General features: G+C 69.0%; 13 protein-coding genes. 4 read left to right on the top strand and 9 right to left on the bottom strand.

Annotation, left to right across the window (positions count from 1 at the left end; all coding sequences use genetic code 11):
- Positions 1-72 precede the first annotated feature (72 nt).
- From AC2IPW_RS20145 to AC2IPW_RS20130, 4 genes are all read right to left on the bottom strand, one after another.
- Positions 73-1,698: a long-chain-fatty-acid--CoA ligase gene (locus AC2IPW_RS20145; protein ID WP_486375499.1), complete on the bottom strand. Its 1,626-nt coding sequence runs from the start codon at positions 1,696-1,698 to the stop codon at positions 73-75.
- On the bottom strand, positions 1,695-2,735 hold the full coding sequence (locus tag AC2IPW_RS20140) for an LLM class flavin-dependent oxidoreductase (RefSeq protein WP_486375498.1): 1,041 nt from the start codon (positions 2,733-2,735) through the stop codon (positions 1,695-1,697). The genes AC2IPW_RS20145 and AC2IPW_RS20140 overlap by 4 nt, the downstream gene beginning before the upstream one ends.
- Positions 2,736-2,896: 161 nt before the next feature.
- Positions 2,897-3,649: an SDR family NAD(P)-dependent oxidoreductase gene (locus AC2IPW_RS20135; protein ID WP_486375497.1), complete on the bottom strand. Its 753-nt coding sequence runs from the start codon at positions 3,647-3,649 to the stop codon at positions 2,897-2,899.
- A 242-nt stretch (positions 3,650-3,891) separates the two neighbouring features.
- Entirely contained in the window at positions 3,892-4,839 is a 948-nt protein-coding gene (locus AC2IPW_RS20130) for an ERCC4 domain-containing protein (RefSeq protein ID WP_463366407.1), read from the bottom strand.
- Positions 4,840-4,965: 126 nt separating this feature from the next.
- Here AC2IPW_RS20130 and AC2IPW_RS20125 point away from each other — a divergent pair, with 126 nt between their 5' ends.
- From AC2IPW_RS20125 to AC2IPW_RS20115, 3 genes are all read left to right on the top strand, one after another.
- The gene (locus tag AC2IPW_RS20125; RefSeq protein ID WP_486375496.1) at positions 4,966-5,721 is read left to right on the top strand and encodes an SDR family NAD(P)-dependent oxidoreductase; all 756 of its coding nucleotides are present in this window, start codon (positions 4,966-4,968) and stop codon (positions 5,719-5,721) included.
- Positions 5,722-5,871: 150 nt separating this feature from the next.
- A complete protein-coding gene (locus tag AC2IPW_RS20120; RefSeq protein ID WP_003934576.1) occupies positions 5,872-6,138 on the top strand; it encodes a hypothetical protein in 267 nt (88 codons plus the stop codon).
- A gap of 47 nt (positions 6,139-6,185) precedes the next feature.
- Entirely contained in the window at positions 6,186-7,319 is a 1,134-nt protein-coding gene (locus AC2IPW_RS20115) for a 3-ketosteroid-9-alpha-monooxygenase, oxygenase component (protein ID WP_416061741.1), read from the top strand.
- Between the two features lie 31 nt (positions 7,320-7,350).
- Here AC2IPW_RS20115 and AC2IPW_RS20110 read toward each other — a convergent pair whose 3' ends face one another.
- The 3 genes from AC2IPW_RS20110 to AC2IPW_RS20100 form a co-directional block, all read right to left on the bottom strand.
- The gene (locus AC2IPW_RS20110; protein WP_486375495.1) at positions 7,351-7,938 is read right to left on the bottom strand and encodes a TetR/AcrR family transcriptional regulator; all 588 of its coding nucleotides are present in this window, start codon (positions 7,936-7,938) and stop codon (positions 7,351-7,353) included.
- Between the two features lie 74 nt (positions 7,939-8,012).
- Positions 8,013-8,786 carry an IclR family transcriptional regulator gene (locus tag AC2IPW_RS20105; RefSeq protein ID WP_416061739.1) on the bottom strand — a complete coding sequence of 258 codons (774 nt, stop codon included), beginning with the start codon at positions 8,784-8,786 and terminating at the stop codon, positions 8,013-8,015.
- Positions 8,787-8,976: 190 nt separating this feature from the next.
- Positions 8,977-10,452, bottom strand: coding sequence for an MFS transporter (locus tag AC2IPW_RS20100; protein ID WP_486375494.1), 1,476 nt, complete (start codon positions 10,450-10,452; stop codon positions 8,977-8,979).
- 178 nt (positions 10,453-10,630) lie between these two features.
- On the opposite strand from AC2IPW_RS20100, the gene AC2IPW_RS20095 reads away from it, so the two are divergent.
- Positions 10,631-12,118, top strand: a complete 1,488-nt coding sequence (locus tag AC2IPW_RS20095; RefSeq protein ID WP_416061737.1) for an MFS transporter — start codon at positions 10,631-10,633, stop codon at positions 12,116-12,118.
- A gap of 76 nt (positions 12,119-12,194) precedes the next feature.
- Here AC2IPW_RS20095 and AC2IPW_RS20090 read toward each other — a convergent pair whose 3' ends face one another.
- On the bottom strand, positions 12,195-14,537 hold the full coding sequence (locus AC2IPW_RS20090) for an arylsulfatase (protein WP_486375493.1): 2,343 nt from the start codon (positions 14,535-14,537) through the stop codon (positions 12,195-12,197).
- Positions 14,538-14,554: 17 nt separating this feature from the next.
- Positions 14,555-16,045, bottom strand: a complete 1,491-nt coding sequence (locus AC2IPW_RS20085) for an MFS transporter (RefSeq protein WP_003934569.1) — start codon at positions 16,043-16,045, stop codon at positions 14,555-14,557.
- Positions 16,046-16,290: the final 245 nt, after the last annotated feature.

Below are 16,290 nucleotides of genomic sequence, written 5' to 3'. Positions count from 1 at the left end.
TCCTCGGGACGACGCCTCCGGCGGGGCCACCCGCGCCGCACCGGTTGGCCCGACGTTAGAGCGGCACCCGGTTCAGGCGGGGAACCTCGCCCCGCCGTCGTTGTGGGAGTCCACAAACGCCTGGGCGTCGACGGTGCTGCGCAGGCGTTTCTTGTCGACCTTGCCGACGCTGGTGCGCGGCAACGACTCGACGACCACCACCTGCTCGGGCAGCCACCAGCGGGGTGCGAGGTCGGTGAGCGCGGTACGCACCGCTTCCGGGTCCAGAACGTGCCCTTCCTCGGCGACGACGAACGCCAGGGGCCGCTCCTGCCACTTCTCGTGCGGCACGGCCACCACGGCGGCGTCGGCGACGTGCGGGACCTGCACCAATGCCTGTTCGAGCGCGACCGAACTGATCCACTCGCCGCCACTCTTGATCAGGTCCTTCGCCCGGTCGACGATGGTGAGATAACCCTCCTCGTCGATGGTGGCGATGTCGCCGGTGCGCAGCCAGCCGTCGGTGAACGCCTCCGGGTGCTCGTCGCGGAAGTAGCGTTCGGCCACCCACGGGCCCCGCATGAGCAGCTCACCCCGATCGACACCGTTGTGGGGAACTACAGCGCCGTCGTCGTCGACGAGCTTCCACCGCAGACCGGGCAGCAACCGCCCCTGCCGGCGGATGTACTCGTAGCGCGTGCCCGGATCGTCGTCGGCGGCGCGGGGAGGCCGGGCGAACGTGCCCATCGGCGACATCTCCGTCATGCCCCAGCCCTGGTAGGCCGGGACCCCGAGGTCCTCTTCGATGCTGCGGATCAGTTCCCGGGTCGGGGTCGAGCCGCCGAGCACCAGCGCGCGCAGACTCGTCAGGTCCGTTCCCGTCGCCAGGGCGTGGCGCACCAGCTCGACGGCGACCGTTGGCACCATCCCGACATAGGTGACGCGTTCGGCCTCGATGACGCGGGCGATGTCCGGTACCGCGGGGTGCGCACCCGGCAGCACCTGGTTCGCGCCGGTCATCAACGCCGCGAACGGAATTCCCCACGCATTGGCGTGGAACATCGGCACGACGTGGCAGACGGTGTCGCGCTCGCAGATCGCGTGCCCGTCGGCCAGGCACGCGGTGAACGTGTGCAGGTACAGGGCGCGGTGCGAATACCCCACGCCCTTGGGGAAACCGGTGGTGCCGGACGTGTAGCACAGTGCGGCGAGGTCGTTCTCGTCGCGGGGAACCGGCTCGGTCAGGGGTGTGGCGGCGTCGGTGAGTGCGTCCTGGGTGGGCAGGCCGATCCCGTCGCCGTCGGTGGTGACGACGAGCATGTCGGGCCGCTGCGCGCGAGTGGTGTCGAGCAGCGGCAGCAGCGCGGTGTCGGCGAAGATCAGCCGGTCGTCGGCGTGGTCGACGATGTAGGCGATCTCGTCGGACTCGAGCCGCAGGTTGACGGTGTGCAACACCGCACCCGCCAGGGGCACCGCCAGGTACAGCTCGAGGTGACGGCGATGGTTCCAGGCCAGGGTCGCCACCCGGTCACCGGGCCGCACCCCGAGATCGATCAGGGCCGCCGCCAGCCGGAACACCCGGTCGGTGTACTCGCGGTACGTGTACCGCGAGATCGCCCCGCCGTCCTGGTACTGCGTGATCGTCTTGGCCGAGAACAACTCCCGCGCGCGATACAGGAAGTCGGTGATCACCAGCGGGCTGCCCGGAGACGGGGTCATGCAGGCACCTCCTGCCGGGCGGCGGCCACCGCCGAACGGACTTCGGGCATCACCTTCGAGGTGAGCAGTTCGATCCGGGCCGAACCACTGTCGACGGATTCGCCGGGCAGCTGCGCCCAGAAGTGCACGTCCTTGACCTGCGGCCGGGCCACGAGCAGGGCGGTGAGCTCCCGCACCGCAGTCGCCGCGTCCCACAACTGGAACGCCCCCGCGTCGACCAGGGCCTGCGGCGAGTCGAACAACGGGGTGGACTCCGGCGGCCCGAACGCCCCCATCCCGATGTAACCGTTGATCTGGTACAGCGCGTGCTCCCCGATCCGGGACCATTCGCGTTCCGGATCGTCGGCGATCACCGCCCACTGTCCGGCGTAGATGCGGCCGGCGTCGCGGGGGCGTCCGTGGCGCTCGAGTGCGTCGAGGTACGTCTCGTGGTGCGCGTTCTGGGTGCTGAGGAACCCGTCGGCGATGCGCGCCGCCCGGTCGATGGCCGGGTCGGCCATCGCGCCGACGAGCACCTGCGGGGTGCGCTCCGGCTGCGGCGTCACCGGCAGTGCCGGGAAGTCGAAGCGGCTGCCCCGGAACTCGACACAGTCGCCGTCCCATGCCTGCCGGATCAGCGCGATGCCTTCCTCGAGCAGGCTCGGCCGGTGCCGCAGCGAGCGCCCGAACGCTGCGAACTCCGGCTGCCAGTACCCCTGCCCGACTCCGAGATCGAAGCGGCCCGCCGTCAGGAGCGACACGGTCGCCGCGTCCTCGGCGAGCCGGATCGGGTTGTGCAGCGGGGCGACGATCAGGTTGGTGCCGATCCGCAGGTGCTCGGTGTGGGATCCGATCGCGGCGGCGAGCACGAACGGCGACGGGGTGTAGCCGTCCTCCATGAAGTGATGCTCGGTCAGCCACACCGAGCCGATCCCACAGCGTTCGGCCCAGGCGATCTGTTCGAGGCTCTGCCGGTAGAAGTCGGTGAAGCTGCGCGGCCATCGGGTGGGGTTGCGGAAGTCGTACCAGAGGCCGAAAGTGCAGTGCTCATCGTTCACGGTGCGCGTCCTTCGAGTCGGATCGGGCTATTCGGATCGAGCTATGTCGCAGATCACACTTTGGTGGGATGAGGCCCGACGGTGAAGAGGGGGATGCGAGGGCGATTGTGGGCGGATCCAACCGTGCTGCCGGATCCACCCACGCTCGCGCGGCGGTCCGATCAGAAGTTGCCCTTGGCGGCCCACCCGCCGTCGACGGGGTAGATCTCGCCGTTCAGGAAGCTGCCCTCCCGCATCAGGTAGGCGACCATCGACGCGATCTCCTCCGGCCGGCCCAGACGCCGGACGATGTGGGCGTTGGCGTTCGCGGCCCGCATCTCGTCGGTGATGTCCGCCAGGATCGGGGTGTCGATCGTGCCGGGGCAGATCGCGTTGACGAGGACGTTCTTGTCGCCGTACTCGAATGCCGCCTGCTTGGTGAGGGAGACGACGCCGCCCTTCGCCGCCGAGTACGAGGCGAGGTTCGGCAGGCCGCGCAGCGCCGCCATCGACGCGATGTTGACGATCCGGCCGCCGCCGCGCTCGATCATGTTCGGGATCACCGCCTGCATCCCGAGCCACACACCCTTCAGGTCGGTGCCGATGACGTGATCCCACGCCTCCTCGGTGAGCCCGACGACGCTGTCCTCGCTGATCATGTTGACGACACCGGCCACGTTGGCGAGCAGGTCGACGCGGCCGTGCCGCTCGATCACCTCGCGGACCGTGTCGGCCCAGCTGCTCTTGACGCGTACGTCGAGTGCGTGCGCTTCGGCCTTGCCGCCGGCGGTGAGGACGGCGTCCACGGTCGCCGCGGCGTCCTGGATGTCCGCCGCGATCACCGTCGCACCCTCGGCGGCCAGTCGCTGGGCGGTGGCTGCGCCGATTCCCTGCGCGGCACCGGTGACGATCGCGATCTTCCCGTTGAGTGTCATCGTCGACTTCCTTCTGTTCGATGGAGGCCCGACGTCCTCGATGTGATGCAGGACACGTCGGTGCCGCCGACAGTAGGGATCGGATGTCCCCGGCGACACACCGTTGCCAGGAGGCATTTGGAGGCGCGCACAACGGGTGGCGCGGCGGCCGTCGCGTACCGCATCGCACCGACCCGCGAATGCGCACTTCTCGTGCCACCGCCCGGCGTGTCGCCACGAGAAGTGCACGCTCGGTGATCTCGTCAGTCAGGGTGCGCCGCGCGCCACGCCTGCCAGACCTCGGGGCGGAGGCGGCCGCGGTCCGGCACGGGTAGGCCCTGCGTGCGGGCCCAGCCTCGGACCTCGGCCGTCGACGGCGTCGTGGTGGCGGGGGCGGCGATGCGGGCGATCGCCGGGTTCTCGGTCTCGGCCCAGACGTACGCGGCCGCGAGATACCGGTAGGTCCACTGTTCGGCGAGGGCGCGGGTGTCGCAGAACACGATCGGTACGTTCGGCCAGCGCACCTGCAGCTCGGCCAGGCCGTCGGCGACGATTGCGGGCCGCACCCGGTCGAGCGCGAAGATCGCCGAGTAGCGGTCCTCGACGACAACCGCGGCGCGCGGCAGTGCCGCCAGCTCGGCCAGTGCGTAGCGCAGGGTGCCGTTGGTCAGGCTGGTCACCAGGTCCGGAACCGACTTGCGTTCGACCGAGGCCACGAGTCGGTCGTCGTGGAAGACGCCGTAGTCGCCGCACGGCAGCGCCCGCTTGGTGAGGACGACCTGCTGGTCGGCGAACCGGTAGGCGTAGCGCTCGTGCGAGTCCACGACGATCGGCAGGTCGGCGACGCCCGCGGCGCGGGCGGTGGGGGTGCGGACATTGGGGCGGGCCTGTTTGCGGGTGCGCGGGGACTGCCAGAACACGACGTCGCGCCCGCGGGCGGTGGTGTACACGATCTGCGACCGATTCTCCCGGCCGCGGTCGAGTACCAGGTCGATCGCCGCGCCGCGGCGTGCGCACGATCGGACGACGACGCGTTCGACGACCTCGGGGTCGTCGGGCCATTCGTCGCTCGGCACGGGGTGGCAGTACAGCGCCTTCGTGCGTGGCCAGGTGCCGGAGGTGCGGAACACCAGTCCGCCGTCGAGGGGTACGCGCAGCAGGTAGCCCAGCTTGGACGCCGGGTCGGGGTTCACTGCAATCACCATCTCCACAGCTGTCAGATTCCCATCCAGTGGAACTGTCCGCGGAAGTTACTCGCCGGTTCGTGCCGCTGAACCAGCACCGGCGCGGCATCATTGCCGATTGATTGATCGATTACTCAATGGAGGAGGACGCACGTGAACTGTCTGAATGGGGAGACGGCCCTGGTGACCGGGGCGGGCCAGGGCGTCGGCCGCGGTATCGCCCTCGCGCTCGCGGCGGCCGGGGCCCGCGTGGCTCTCGCCGGCCGTACGGCGGAGAAGGTCGAGAAGGTGGCGGCGGAGATCGAGGAGCGGGGCGGTCACGCGGCCGCGTTCGAGTGCGACGTCACCGACGCGGATCGCATCGACCGGCTGGTCGAGCAGGTCGTCGCGCGATTCGGCGAGCTGTCCATCCTGGTGAACAACGCCCAGACCACGGTCCACGGCCGCCTGCTCGAGTTGGACGAGGAGGTCTACCAGCGGGGAATGGACTCGGGGCCGACCGCCACCCTGCGCCTGATGCGGGCATGCCACCCCCACCTGAAGGGCCGGGGGTCGATCGTCAACCTGGGGTCCGCGGCGGGAGTGCGCTGGGACCCGTCCGGGTACGGGGGCTACGCGGCCGCCAAGGAGGCGATCCGGGTTCTGACCCGCGCGGCGGCGTGCGAATGGGCGGCCGACGGAATCCGCGTCAACGCGATTCTCCCGCTGGCGAATTCACCCGCGCTCGAGGTGTGGGCGCAGGAGAGTCCGGACGAGGCGCGGGCCTACCTCGACACCGTGCCGCTCGGCCGCCTCGGCGACCCCGAAGCCGACATCGGCCCGGCGGTGGTGTTCCTGTGCAGTCCGGCAGCGCACTACATCACCGGTCACTCGCTGCCCGTCGACGGCGGCCAGGCGCTCATGCGATGAACCGATCCACCGACGAACACCCGACGAAAGAGAGAAGCGTGCTGGTCCCCGAAGCCCCTCTCCGAAAAGGTGTCCCGCTGAGCTGACATCCGGCAGCCACCGTGTGGGGAACTTCCTACGCTCGGTGTACCCGAGGAAGGAAGTGATCGGATGCAGTCGCTCGAATGCCACGCGTGTGGCAACAAGGTGCTGGTGGCGAAGTACAGCCCCGTGCACACGAGCATTCAATGGATCGGCCCGGCTCGCGACACCTGCCGCGAATTCGCCTCGGCGGCAATCGCGGACGAGGACACGCACTATCTGCCTCGCTGTGGGGCGCTGCATGAGTCGGTCGATCGCGCCGTGCGCGACGGCCGGCTCGTGCCCTCCCGCCGGGTCGAACCCCAGCCGATCGAATCCCGGCCGAACGAGCCGTAGCCGGTCCGGCGCCGCCGCACTCGGACATACATCACCTGGAGGACTTCATGACTGTTGAACTCGAGACCATCGAGGTCCGGAGCATCGAGACGGGGAGCAACCCGACGCGGTATGCCCGCGGCTGGCACTGCCTCGGCCTGGCCAAGACATTCCACGACGGAAAGCCGCACCAGATACAGATTTTCGGAACCGATCTGGTGGTCTTCGAGGACTCGAAGGGCGCACTGCACGTGCTCGACGCGTTCTGCCGCCACATGGGCGGCAATCTGGCCCGGGGCGAGATCAAGGGCGACACGATCGCGTGCCCGTTCCACGACTGGCGGTGGGGTGGCGACGGTCGGTGCGCCGAGGTCCCGTACGCCCGTCGCACGCCGAAGCTCGCCCGGACGAAGTCGTGGATCAGCATGGAGCGCAACGGGTTGCTGTTCGTGTGGAACGACCCGCAGGGGAATCCGCCGCCGGCGGACGTGACGATTCCGGAGATCCCCGACTACGGGACCGACGCCTGGAGCGAGTGGACGTGGAACACTTTCCACGTCACCGGGTCGAACTGCCGGGAGATCGTCGACAACGTCGTCGACATGGCGCACTTCTTCTACGTCCATTTCCAGATGCCGCAGTACTTCAAGAACGTCTTCGAGGGCCACATCGCCGCGCAGCACATGCGTTCGACGGGCCGTGACGACATCAAGACGGGCGTGCAGCTCGATCTTCCGGATTCCCAGACCATCTCGGACGCGATGTACTACGGTCCGTCCTTCATGCTCGACACCGTCTACACGGTGTCCGGGGATGTGACGGTCGAGACCAAACTCGTCAACTGCCACTACCCGGTCACGCAGGACTCGTTCGTGCTGCAGTTCGGCACCATCGTCAGGAAGGTGGAGGGCGTCGGCGACGAGGAGGCCGCCGCGATGGCGACGATGTTCACCGAGGGTGTGGAGACGCAGTTCAAGCAGGACGTCGAGATCTGGAAGCACAAGACCCGGATCGAGAATCCGCTGCTGACGGAGGAGGACGGGCCGGTCTACCAGTTGCGTCGCTGGTACAGCCAGTTCTTCGTCGACGTCGAGGACGTCACCCCGGAGATGGTGCAACGCTTCGAATTCGAGGTGGACACCACTCGTGCGCTGGAGAACTGGCAGAAGGAGGTCGACGAGACCATGGCACGCCAGGCCTGAACGGTCGATACGTGAGCGCCCCCGTGGCCGGTCAGCCGGCCCGGGGGCGGAATCCGTCGACGAAGATGCGGGTGACGTCGCGAGCGAGATCGGCGTTGGAACGCTCCGCCGACGGGCGGTGCCAGCGCGATGCCTGCCAGACGGCGTCACGGATCAACTGGTAGAACACCTCCTGGTCGATGTCGTCGCGGAACGTACCGTCGGCCACGCCGTCGGCGATGGCCGCCCGCCACGCTCTCTCGACCTCGTCGGCGGTCTCGGCCAGGTCGGCCTCGACGAGGCGGTCGCGCATGTACTCGCCCTCGCGCTGCCAGATCGTCGTGGCGCCACGGTAGTCCTCCGACGTGGACAGGGCCAGCAACGCGAGCGCCTCGATCCGCTCGATCGGGGTCTGGGACCGCGCGGTGATCTCGCGACACCGCCCGTTCAGATCGTCGATGTACTCGCGGATCAGTTCGGTGACGATCGCTTCCTTGGACGGGAAGTAGTGGTAGAGCGCTCCGGAGTAGACGCCGACCTCGTCGGCGATCTCCCGGATTGTAGTTGCTGCAATCCCTTTGGAAGCAAACAATTGCGCGGAGCTGTCCAGGATCTGGCGGCGGCGCTCGTGCGGATCCATGGCACTCCTCAGGACTCGGTCGTCGTCGGCCGGTCCATTGTGCCACATCTATTGATCAGCCGATCAATACGGTGTCATACCGCTGTCCGGACATTTCCGGCGCGCAGGTGGGTGAAGCGCCGCCACGCGGCCAGTGCGGCCACGCGCACCGGGGCAGCCAGGGCGGTGGCTCGGATCGATGCCGTCGGGCCGCTCACGGAGATCGCCCCGACGCACTTGCCGGCCGGTCCGATCGGCGCCGCAACGCAGGAGACGCCGGGCGCGGCCTCGTCACGTTCGTGCGCGACGTGCTGCTCGCGCATGCGGGCGAGTTCACTGCGCAGCCGGTCCGGGTCGGTGACGCTGTGCGGGGTCCGGGCGGGGAGAGGGTGATCGGCGAAGAGTGCTTCCACGTCGCATTGACCCTGGGCGAGAAGAGCCTTGCCCAGCGCGGTGCAGTGGGCCGGCTGCCGGCCCCCCACGCGGGACGGGATCCGCATCGAGTAGGGGCCGCCGACCTTCTCCAGGTACAGCACCTCGGTGCCCGTGAGCACCGCCAGGTGGACGACGAGACCGGTGCGGCCGTGCAACTCGTGCATGACGGGTAGCGCTGCCCGGTGCAGGGCGTCGTTGTGCTGGACGAGGGAGCCGAGCTCGAGCATCTTCGTGCCCAGCGAGTACGCCGGTGCGTCCCGGCGGACCCAGCCGATCTCGACGAGCTGGTTCAGTAACCGGTGCGTGGACGAGCGGGGCATGCCCGTCAGCCGGGTGAGCTCGGCCAGGGTGAGCCGTTCGCTGTCGCGGAACGCCTCGAGCAGCCGGGCAGCGCGGTCGATCACCGCCACCGGCACATCGTTGTGCGTCGTCACTATGCCTCCCACTGCGACAGAGGGTCCTTCTACTGATCAAGCGATCAATCAATGGTTGTGATGACTCTAACAGCTCCGCGACGGGCCGTGAAGAGAAACACAGGACGGAAATGTGTCCGCGTTCCGCACGGACACGACCGCTGCCGGGTGCGCCCGAGAGCGCACCCGGCAGCGGTATCGACAAACTCGGTCAGACGAGCGCGGCCGCCTCCGGGGACGTCGCGTTCGCATCCTCGGCGGTGTGGACGCGACGACGGAGCAGTCCCACCGCGACGGCGAGCGACGCCGCGGATGCGCCGGCGCACATCAGGTACGCCACCACCATGCCCGTGTCGGTGTAGTAGGCGTAGCCCTCGATCACCGTCGCCACGTGCGAGTTGAGCATGGTGAACGCCGCGACGGGGAAGATCGACGCGATGAGCGTCTGGGAGGTCTGCACCATGCTCGACATCGACGCCTGCACGTCGGCCGGCACCGAGTGGATCACCAGGTTGGGGATGGACGCGGTCGTGATGCCCATACCGATGCCGAACAGCAGCACCCACAGCACGAGCGGGAACTTCGCCGAGTGCGCGAACGCGGTGAGCACAGAGCTCGATGCCATCACCGACAGACCGACGACCAGGGTGAGTGCCGGCCTGGCGGACCGGATGGCGCGTCCCGCCGCCAGTCCGCCGACCAGGCTGCCGACACCGATGGGGGCCTGCAGGATCGCGAACTGGCGGGCGTGGACGCCGAAACCGTAGCCGAGGCCCAGCGAGATCGGCGCCATGCACATCAGCGGCAGGACCGTCGTGTACAGGGTGATCGTCCCGTATCCCAGGCCGGCCGCCGCGGTGATCCGGAACATCGGACCCTCACGGAAGAACCTCAGGTCGATGAGCGGCGAGGACATGCGCAGGCTCGACACCGCCCAGATCGCGAGCAGGGCTGTGCCGCCGCCGAGGAATCCGAGCGTCTCGGTGTGAATCCATCCCCACGTCGGCCCGAAGCTGACCCCGACCAGGACCGACGCCAGGCCGGTGCCCAGGAGTGCGGCACCGAGTACGTCCACCCGCGCCGGCGTGCGCACCGGGGACTCCGGCGTCGTCATCACCACCAGCGGCGCGCACACGACCAGTACGACCACGAAGAACCAGAAGATGCTGCGGAACGACCACAGGTCCAGCAGCATCCCGGTCAGGAACGGCGACGGGATCGACATCAACCCCATCCCGGCGGCGGTGACGCTGACCGACAGCGCCAGCGTCCTGGGCGGAAAAACGTCGCGCATCAGCGAGTACGCCAGGAACATGCAGGTGATCAGGCAGCCGAACAGTGCCCGGCCGACGATGAACACCCAGAACGTCGGGGCCATCGCCGACAGGGCCGCCCCAACGACGGAAACCCCGAGGGAAATCAGGAACATGCGGCGCTTGCCGTAGATGTCGGCCAGCTTGCCGACCACCGGGCACGCGATTGCCGCCATCAGCAACCATGCCGTCATCACCCAGGCGATCTGACCGGTCCGGAAGTGTTCGCCGATCGGCTTCAACGCGGTGGCCACCATGTACGAGCTGATCGAAATGATCTCCAGTACAAGAGCCATCGATACCAGCGACAGCACCAGTCGTGGCGTCCAACCGGGTCCGGTGGTGGTAGCGGGTGTGCTTGTCAACCCTGTCATCACATCGTCCTCGACTCACGGTCGGCCTCGCGCCGACATGTGACCGCCATTACAGAATGCCGTTCGAGCCTGCGACAGAGCCGTCCAGCTGAGCGGAACAACCGGTGCACGGCCGACGAATGCTCGGGCACTGTGTCCGGCAATCCCTTTCGCCCTCGAGAAATGCAGGTGCCGAACCATGTCGGTTTCACTCGGACCGGACGAACGTCCGCCTCTCTCCGGGGATGCGTCCCTCGAAGCGCCGGAGTCGACGGCTCGCTGGATCGGCATCCTGCTGATCCTCGTCCTGCTCACCGAGCAGGCCGCGCTCGCCTTCGCGCTGTTCACCCCGGCGCTGCCCAAGATCGCCGCGCACTACCAGACCACGCAGGTGGTGTGGGTGATGACCGCGCTCGTTCTCGCCGCCGCCATCGCCTCACCCGTCCTGGGCAAGCTCGCCGACATCTACGGCAAGAAGCGGATCCTGGTGGTGACCGCCGCGGTGGCGAGCACCGGAGCGTTGATCTCCGCCCTCGCCCCGACCTTCGGGATCCTGCTGGTGGGTCGCTTCCTGTCGGGGGTGGGTTTCGCGTTCACGGCCCTCGGCTATTCGCTGATCCGGGACGTCTTCCCGGCCCGGCTGCAGCCCATGTCGATCGGCATCGCCAACACCGGGGTCGGCGTCGTCACCGTCCTGGCGCCGTTGGTGTCCGGATTCATGCTGGACCGCACGGGTGTCGCCTCCGTGTTCTGGTTCTCCTTCGCGCTCTGCGCGGTGGGTGGCGTGCTCACGCTGCTGTTCGTGCCCGAAACCCCTGTGCGCGCCCGCGTCTCGGTGGACTGGGTCGGTGCACTGCTGCTTACGGCGGGTCTGTTCGCCGCGATGCTGATGCTGTCGATGGGCGCCGGATGGGGCTGGCTCAGCGGCAGGACCCTCGGAGTGCTCGGCCTCGCGCTCGCCGCGTTCGCGACGTGGGTGGCGTGGGAACGGCGAGTCGCCGAACCGTTGATCAGCATCGAGGTCCTGACCAGCCGCGCAGTCGGTATCACTCTGCTCGCCGGTGGCGTGGCCTACGGCGCAACCACGCTGATCGCCACCCTCATTCCGATGCTGCTGCAGACACCCGCCGCGGACTACGGATTCGGGCTGTCGGTGACGGAGATGGCGCTGTGGCTGTTGCCCGGCGGCGTCCTCATCGTCGTCAGCGGCGTGTTCGTCGGTGCCACGGCTCGGCGGATCGGGTTCCGGCAGCACCTCATCGCCGGGTCCGTGCTGATCGCGGTGGGGGCACTGATCCTGGGCACGACGCCGTCCCACCCGTGGCAGATCGTCGCCGCGTACGGGCTCGTCGGCTTCGGATCCATGATCTACGCCGCGGTGCCGAACCTCGTCATGCTCGCCCTGCCGGCCGAGCAACGCGCCGTCGGCGCCAACTTCACCGGCCTGTCGCAGTCCATGTTCGGCGGCATGCTCTCGTCCGTCGGGTTCGCGCTGCTGGCCCAGCACGTGGTGACAGCCGACGCGACGGGAATCGTCTACGACAGCCGCGGTTTCTTCGTCGCGTTCCTCGTGGCTGCCGTCGCCGCGCTCGCCGGCGCGGTGCTGGCGTTCTGGATCACGGCCGGGAGACGCGGGGAGTCGTCGGACGCGGCATCGCCTGTGGGGCCGCGCAGCGCCGCTCGCTGAACATCGGTCGTCCGCGACTGCGCAGTTGTCGTCGCCCGCATCGGCGTGGCGTCACGACAACTGCGCAGTCGACCGGTCAGTGGGTGGCGAGCGCGACCCGGCGGCGGTCGTCGGCCTGCGCACCCCCGCCGGGCGGAAGATCGACCCGGACGTGATGCAGGGTGCCGGTGAACGCGAACCGTCCGAACTCGGCGGTCTCTTCCGCGACCGGGCTGCCCCGGTCGACGCCGATGTCGAGCTGCTCGTTCATCGAGAAGATCGCCCGTGCGGTGCGCTCGATGCGCTCGCGCGCCACGACCTCGCCGTCGACGGAGAGCACGGCCTCGCCGCCCTGCCCGATGCCGCCGTCGTAGTCGAAGTGCAGCGACACTTCGCGCACGTCGCCGGTCAGCGGGCGGGGTGAGCGCACGAAGGTGCGGTGACTGCCGCTGAAGTTGTAGCAGAACACCGGCCGGGACGCGAGGACGTAGAACGCGAATCCGCCGAAGCGCCCGCCGATTCCGGCGAGCATGCCCCGGCAGGGCCGGTCGTGGGTGTCGATCCGGGCCGTGAGGGTGAACGAGCGGTTGAAGAACGACGGCGCCGCCTTCTCCACGAGGCCCTGCATGTGCGGGTAGAGGGTGACGGTGCGCCGGCCCGCGAACGGATGCGGTGGTCGTGAGCCGGGATCGGCATGGCGGCCGACGGTGCGGTCGTCGAGCGGGAGGACCTGGTGTCGGGCCGCCTCGACGAGGAACAGCTGTTTCAGCTTCTCCAGGGTGTCCGGGTGCCGGTCCGCCAGGTCGCGGGCCTGCGACCAGTCGGTGCGGGTGTCGTACAGCTCCCACCGGTCCTCGTCGAGGCTCGGGAGCTCGAGACCGTGCGTGGCCATCAGCCACGGCGCGCGGTGCGCGGTGACCGCGGTCCAGCCCTCGTGGTAGATGCCGCGGTTGCCGAAGATCTCGAAGTACTGCGTGGTGTGCCGGTCCGGTGCGGTGGCGTCGTCGAAGGTGTAGTTCATGGCGACGCCTTCCATCGGCATCTGGGTCACGCCGTCGACGCTGTGCGGTGCCGGGATCCCGGCCGCCTCGAGGATGGTGGGGGTGATGTCGACGCAGTGGTGCCATTGGTGGCGCAGCCCGCCCTTGTCGGCGATGCCGTCCGGCCAGCGCACGATGAGCCCGTTGCGGGTGCCGCCGTAGTGGGAGGCGACCTGCTTGGCCCACTGGTACGGGGTGTCGAGGGCCAGCGCCCACGCCGCCGGATAGTGCGGGTAGCTGGTGGGGGTGCCGAGCTCGTCGAATCGCGCGAAGACGTCCGAGGTGGTGCTCGGATAGCCGTTGAGCCCGGCCAGATAGTTGAACGATCCCTCGAATCCGCCCTCGGCAGAGGCGCCGTTGTCGCCGAGCATGTAGAGCACGAGGGTGTTGTCCAGTTCCCCGAGTTCCTGCAACCGGTCGACGAGCCGGCCGACCTGGTCGTCGGTGTGCTCGAGGAACGCCGCATACAGTTCCATCAGCCGCGCCGACACCCTCCGCTGGTCCTCGTTCAGCGATTCCCACCGCGGCAGGTCGTCCGGCCATGGGGCCAGTTCGGTGTCGGGCGCGACGACCCCGAGCCGGCGCTGACAGTCCAGGGTGATCTCCCGCTGGCGATCCCACCCGTGATCGAACTCGTGGCGGTACATGTCCAGATAGCTCGCCGGTACCTGCAGCGGCGCGTGGCAAGCACCGAACGGCAGATAGCAGAACCACGGCTTGTTCTCGTCGACGGCGCGGACCCCCTCGATCCACGCCGCGGCCCGGTCGACCAGGTCTTCCGACAGGTGGTAGCCCTGCTCCGGGGTGCGGGGCGGGTCCACGACGGTGAAGCCCTCGTAGAGGACGGGGGAGAACTGGTCCGACTCGGCGCCGAGGAAGCCGTAGAACTTGTCGAAGCCCTCCCGCAGCGGCCACCGGTCGAACGGCCCGGCCGGGGTGATCTCCCACGTCGGAGTCTGGTGCATCTTCCCGAAGGCGCCCGTCGCGTACCCGTTGCCCTGCAGGATGCGGGCGACCGTCGCCGCCGAGGCCGGTCGTGTCCCGTTGTATCCGGGTGCAGCTCCGGCCATTTCGGAGATCACGCCCATGCCGACGGAGTGGTGGTTGCGGCCGGTGAGGGTGGCGGCGCGGGTGGGGGAGCACAGCGCGGTGGTGTGGAATCGGGTGTACTTCAGGCCGTCGTCGGCGAGGCGTTCGGCCGTCGGCGTCCGGCACGGGCCGCCGAACACCGACGCGGCACCGAATCCGACGTCGTCGATCATCACGAGCAGGACGTTCGGGGCGCCCGCCGGGGGCCGCACCGGGTCGGGGCGGCGGAACGGGCGCTTCTGACTGCGGTAGTCGACGGCGGCCGACGGCTGCGGGAGGTCGGTGACGATGGGGAGGGAATGGCGGTTCATCGATGATCTCCTGGGGGTCAGGCGCGCTGGGGCTGGGCGGCGGCGACGGGGGTGGGATCCGGTGTCCGCAGGCCGCCCGTGGCGGGGGCGCGGCCGTGCTTCATGACCAGCGCGATCACGAGCCCGGCGGCGCCGACGAGGGCCGCGTAGCGGAAGCCGTGTACCAGGGCGGTGTCGGCATAGAGCACCGCGCGTCCGCCGGGTCGCATGCCGGCGGCGTGCCCGGCCATGACGGCACCGGTGACGGTCACCGCGATTGCGGAGGTCAGCTGCATCCCGACGCCGGCGATGGTGGTGCCGACGCCGCTCTGTTCGGCAGGCAGCGCGTCCTGCACGAGGTTCGCGTTGGACGAGTGCAGGAATCCGACGGCGAAACCGGCCAGGGCGCTGAGTGCGACGACCTGCCACAACGTCGTGGGCAGCCGGGTGCCGAGGAACATCACCAGCAGGAACAGCAGCGCGGCGCCGATGAGGACCTGGCGGGGCCCGAACTTCTTCGCCGCGAATCCGCCGAGCGGGCCGGCGACCATCGCACACAGACCGAGTGCACACGTCCACAGCGCGTACAGGGTGGCGGTCAGGCCAGCTCCGTACGAGATCCCGGGAAGTCCGGCGGGGGTCTGCAGCAGTGTGGGCATCAGGAATGCGTGCGCGTTCATCATGTAGGCGACGCAGCCGACGGCGACGACGGTCGGCCCGAAGCGGCGGCCGAAGAGGATGCCGAAGTCGATCAGCGGGTGGGTCGCGGTGCGCTGGCGGACGACGAACAGCGCGAGCATCACCGCGCCGACGACCAGCAGCGCGATCGTCGGCGTGGACGACCAGCCCCACGCCGAGCCCTTGGTGATGCCGAGCAGCAGGACGGCCACACCGGGGCCGAGCAGCAGCGTGCCGAGGTAGTCGACCGGCCGGTCGGCGCGGACCGGGCTTTCCGGGACCACCGCCGCGTAGAGGGGGACGAGCGCCGTGACGTAGACGGCGAGGAACCAGAACACCGACCGGAAGCCGAAGCTGTCGATCAGCCAGCCGGCGACGAACGGGCCGGCCACCGCCGACATCCCGATGCCGGTGGCGACGACGCCGAGCGCAACGGGCACGAAGTCGCGGGGCATGATGTCGCGCACGAGGCTGTACGACAGGGCCACGATGCCGACGAGGGCGCCCTGGGCGGCGCGGCCGGCGAGCATCATCTCGAACGACGTCGCGGCCGCGCTCGTCACGCTGCCGAGGACGAACACCACGGCGAGCCCCAGGATGACGCGCTTCTTGCCGAGTTTGTCGGAGGCCTTGCCGATCAGTGGCATCAGCGTCGCGCCGGCGAGCGTGACGATCGACATCACCCAGGCGACGTCGAGGGTGCCGAACGCGGCGGCGATGTGGGGGACGGCCGGGTAGACCATCAGGATTTCGAACGTCGCGATCTCCGAGAAGAGGATGATCACGGCGAGCAGGACGAACAGTCGTCGCCGGGACGTTGTGGCCGTGGGCGGCTGCGGGTCGGGCACCATCGTTTTCCTTTGTTCGGATGGGCGGGGCGGCACGGTGGCCGAAAGCGTTGGGAAGCAGGCGGGGCGCTTCACGGCGGGGAGCTGTCCACCACCGGCGCAGGGGCCTCGGGTCGGTGACGCTAATCACGGTTGCGGGGTGCGGCGGACGCCGTCCCGCTGAGTGGGACCCGAGGGTGCACTCTGCGTCCGCGATCGAACCGTACCCCGAAACTGGCTGGAAAACACGATATTTCACCGCCTCGGCA

It is taken from the genome of Rhodococcus sp. NS-SX18 (genome assembly GCF_057367935.1).
This window is presented reverse-complemented; position numbering and strand designations above follow the sequence as displayed.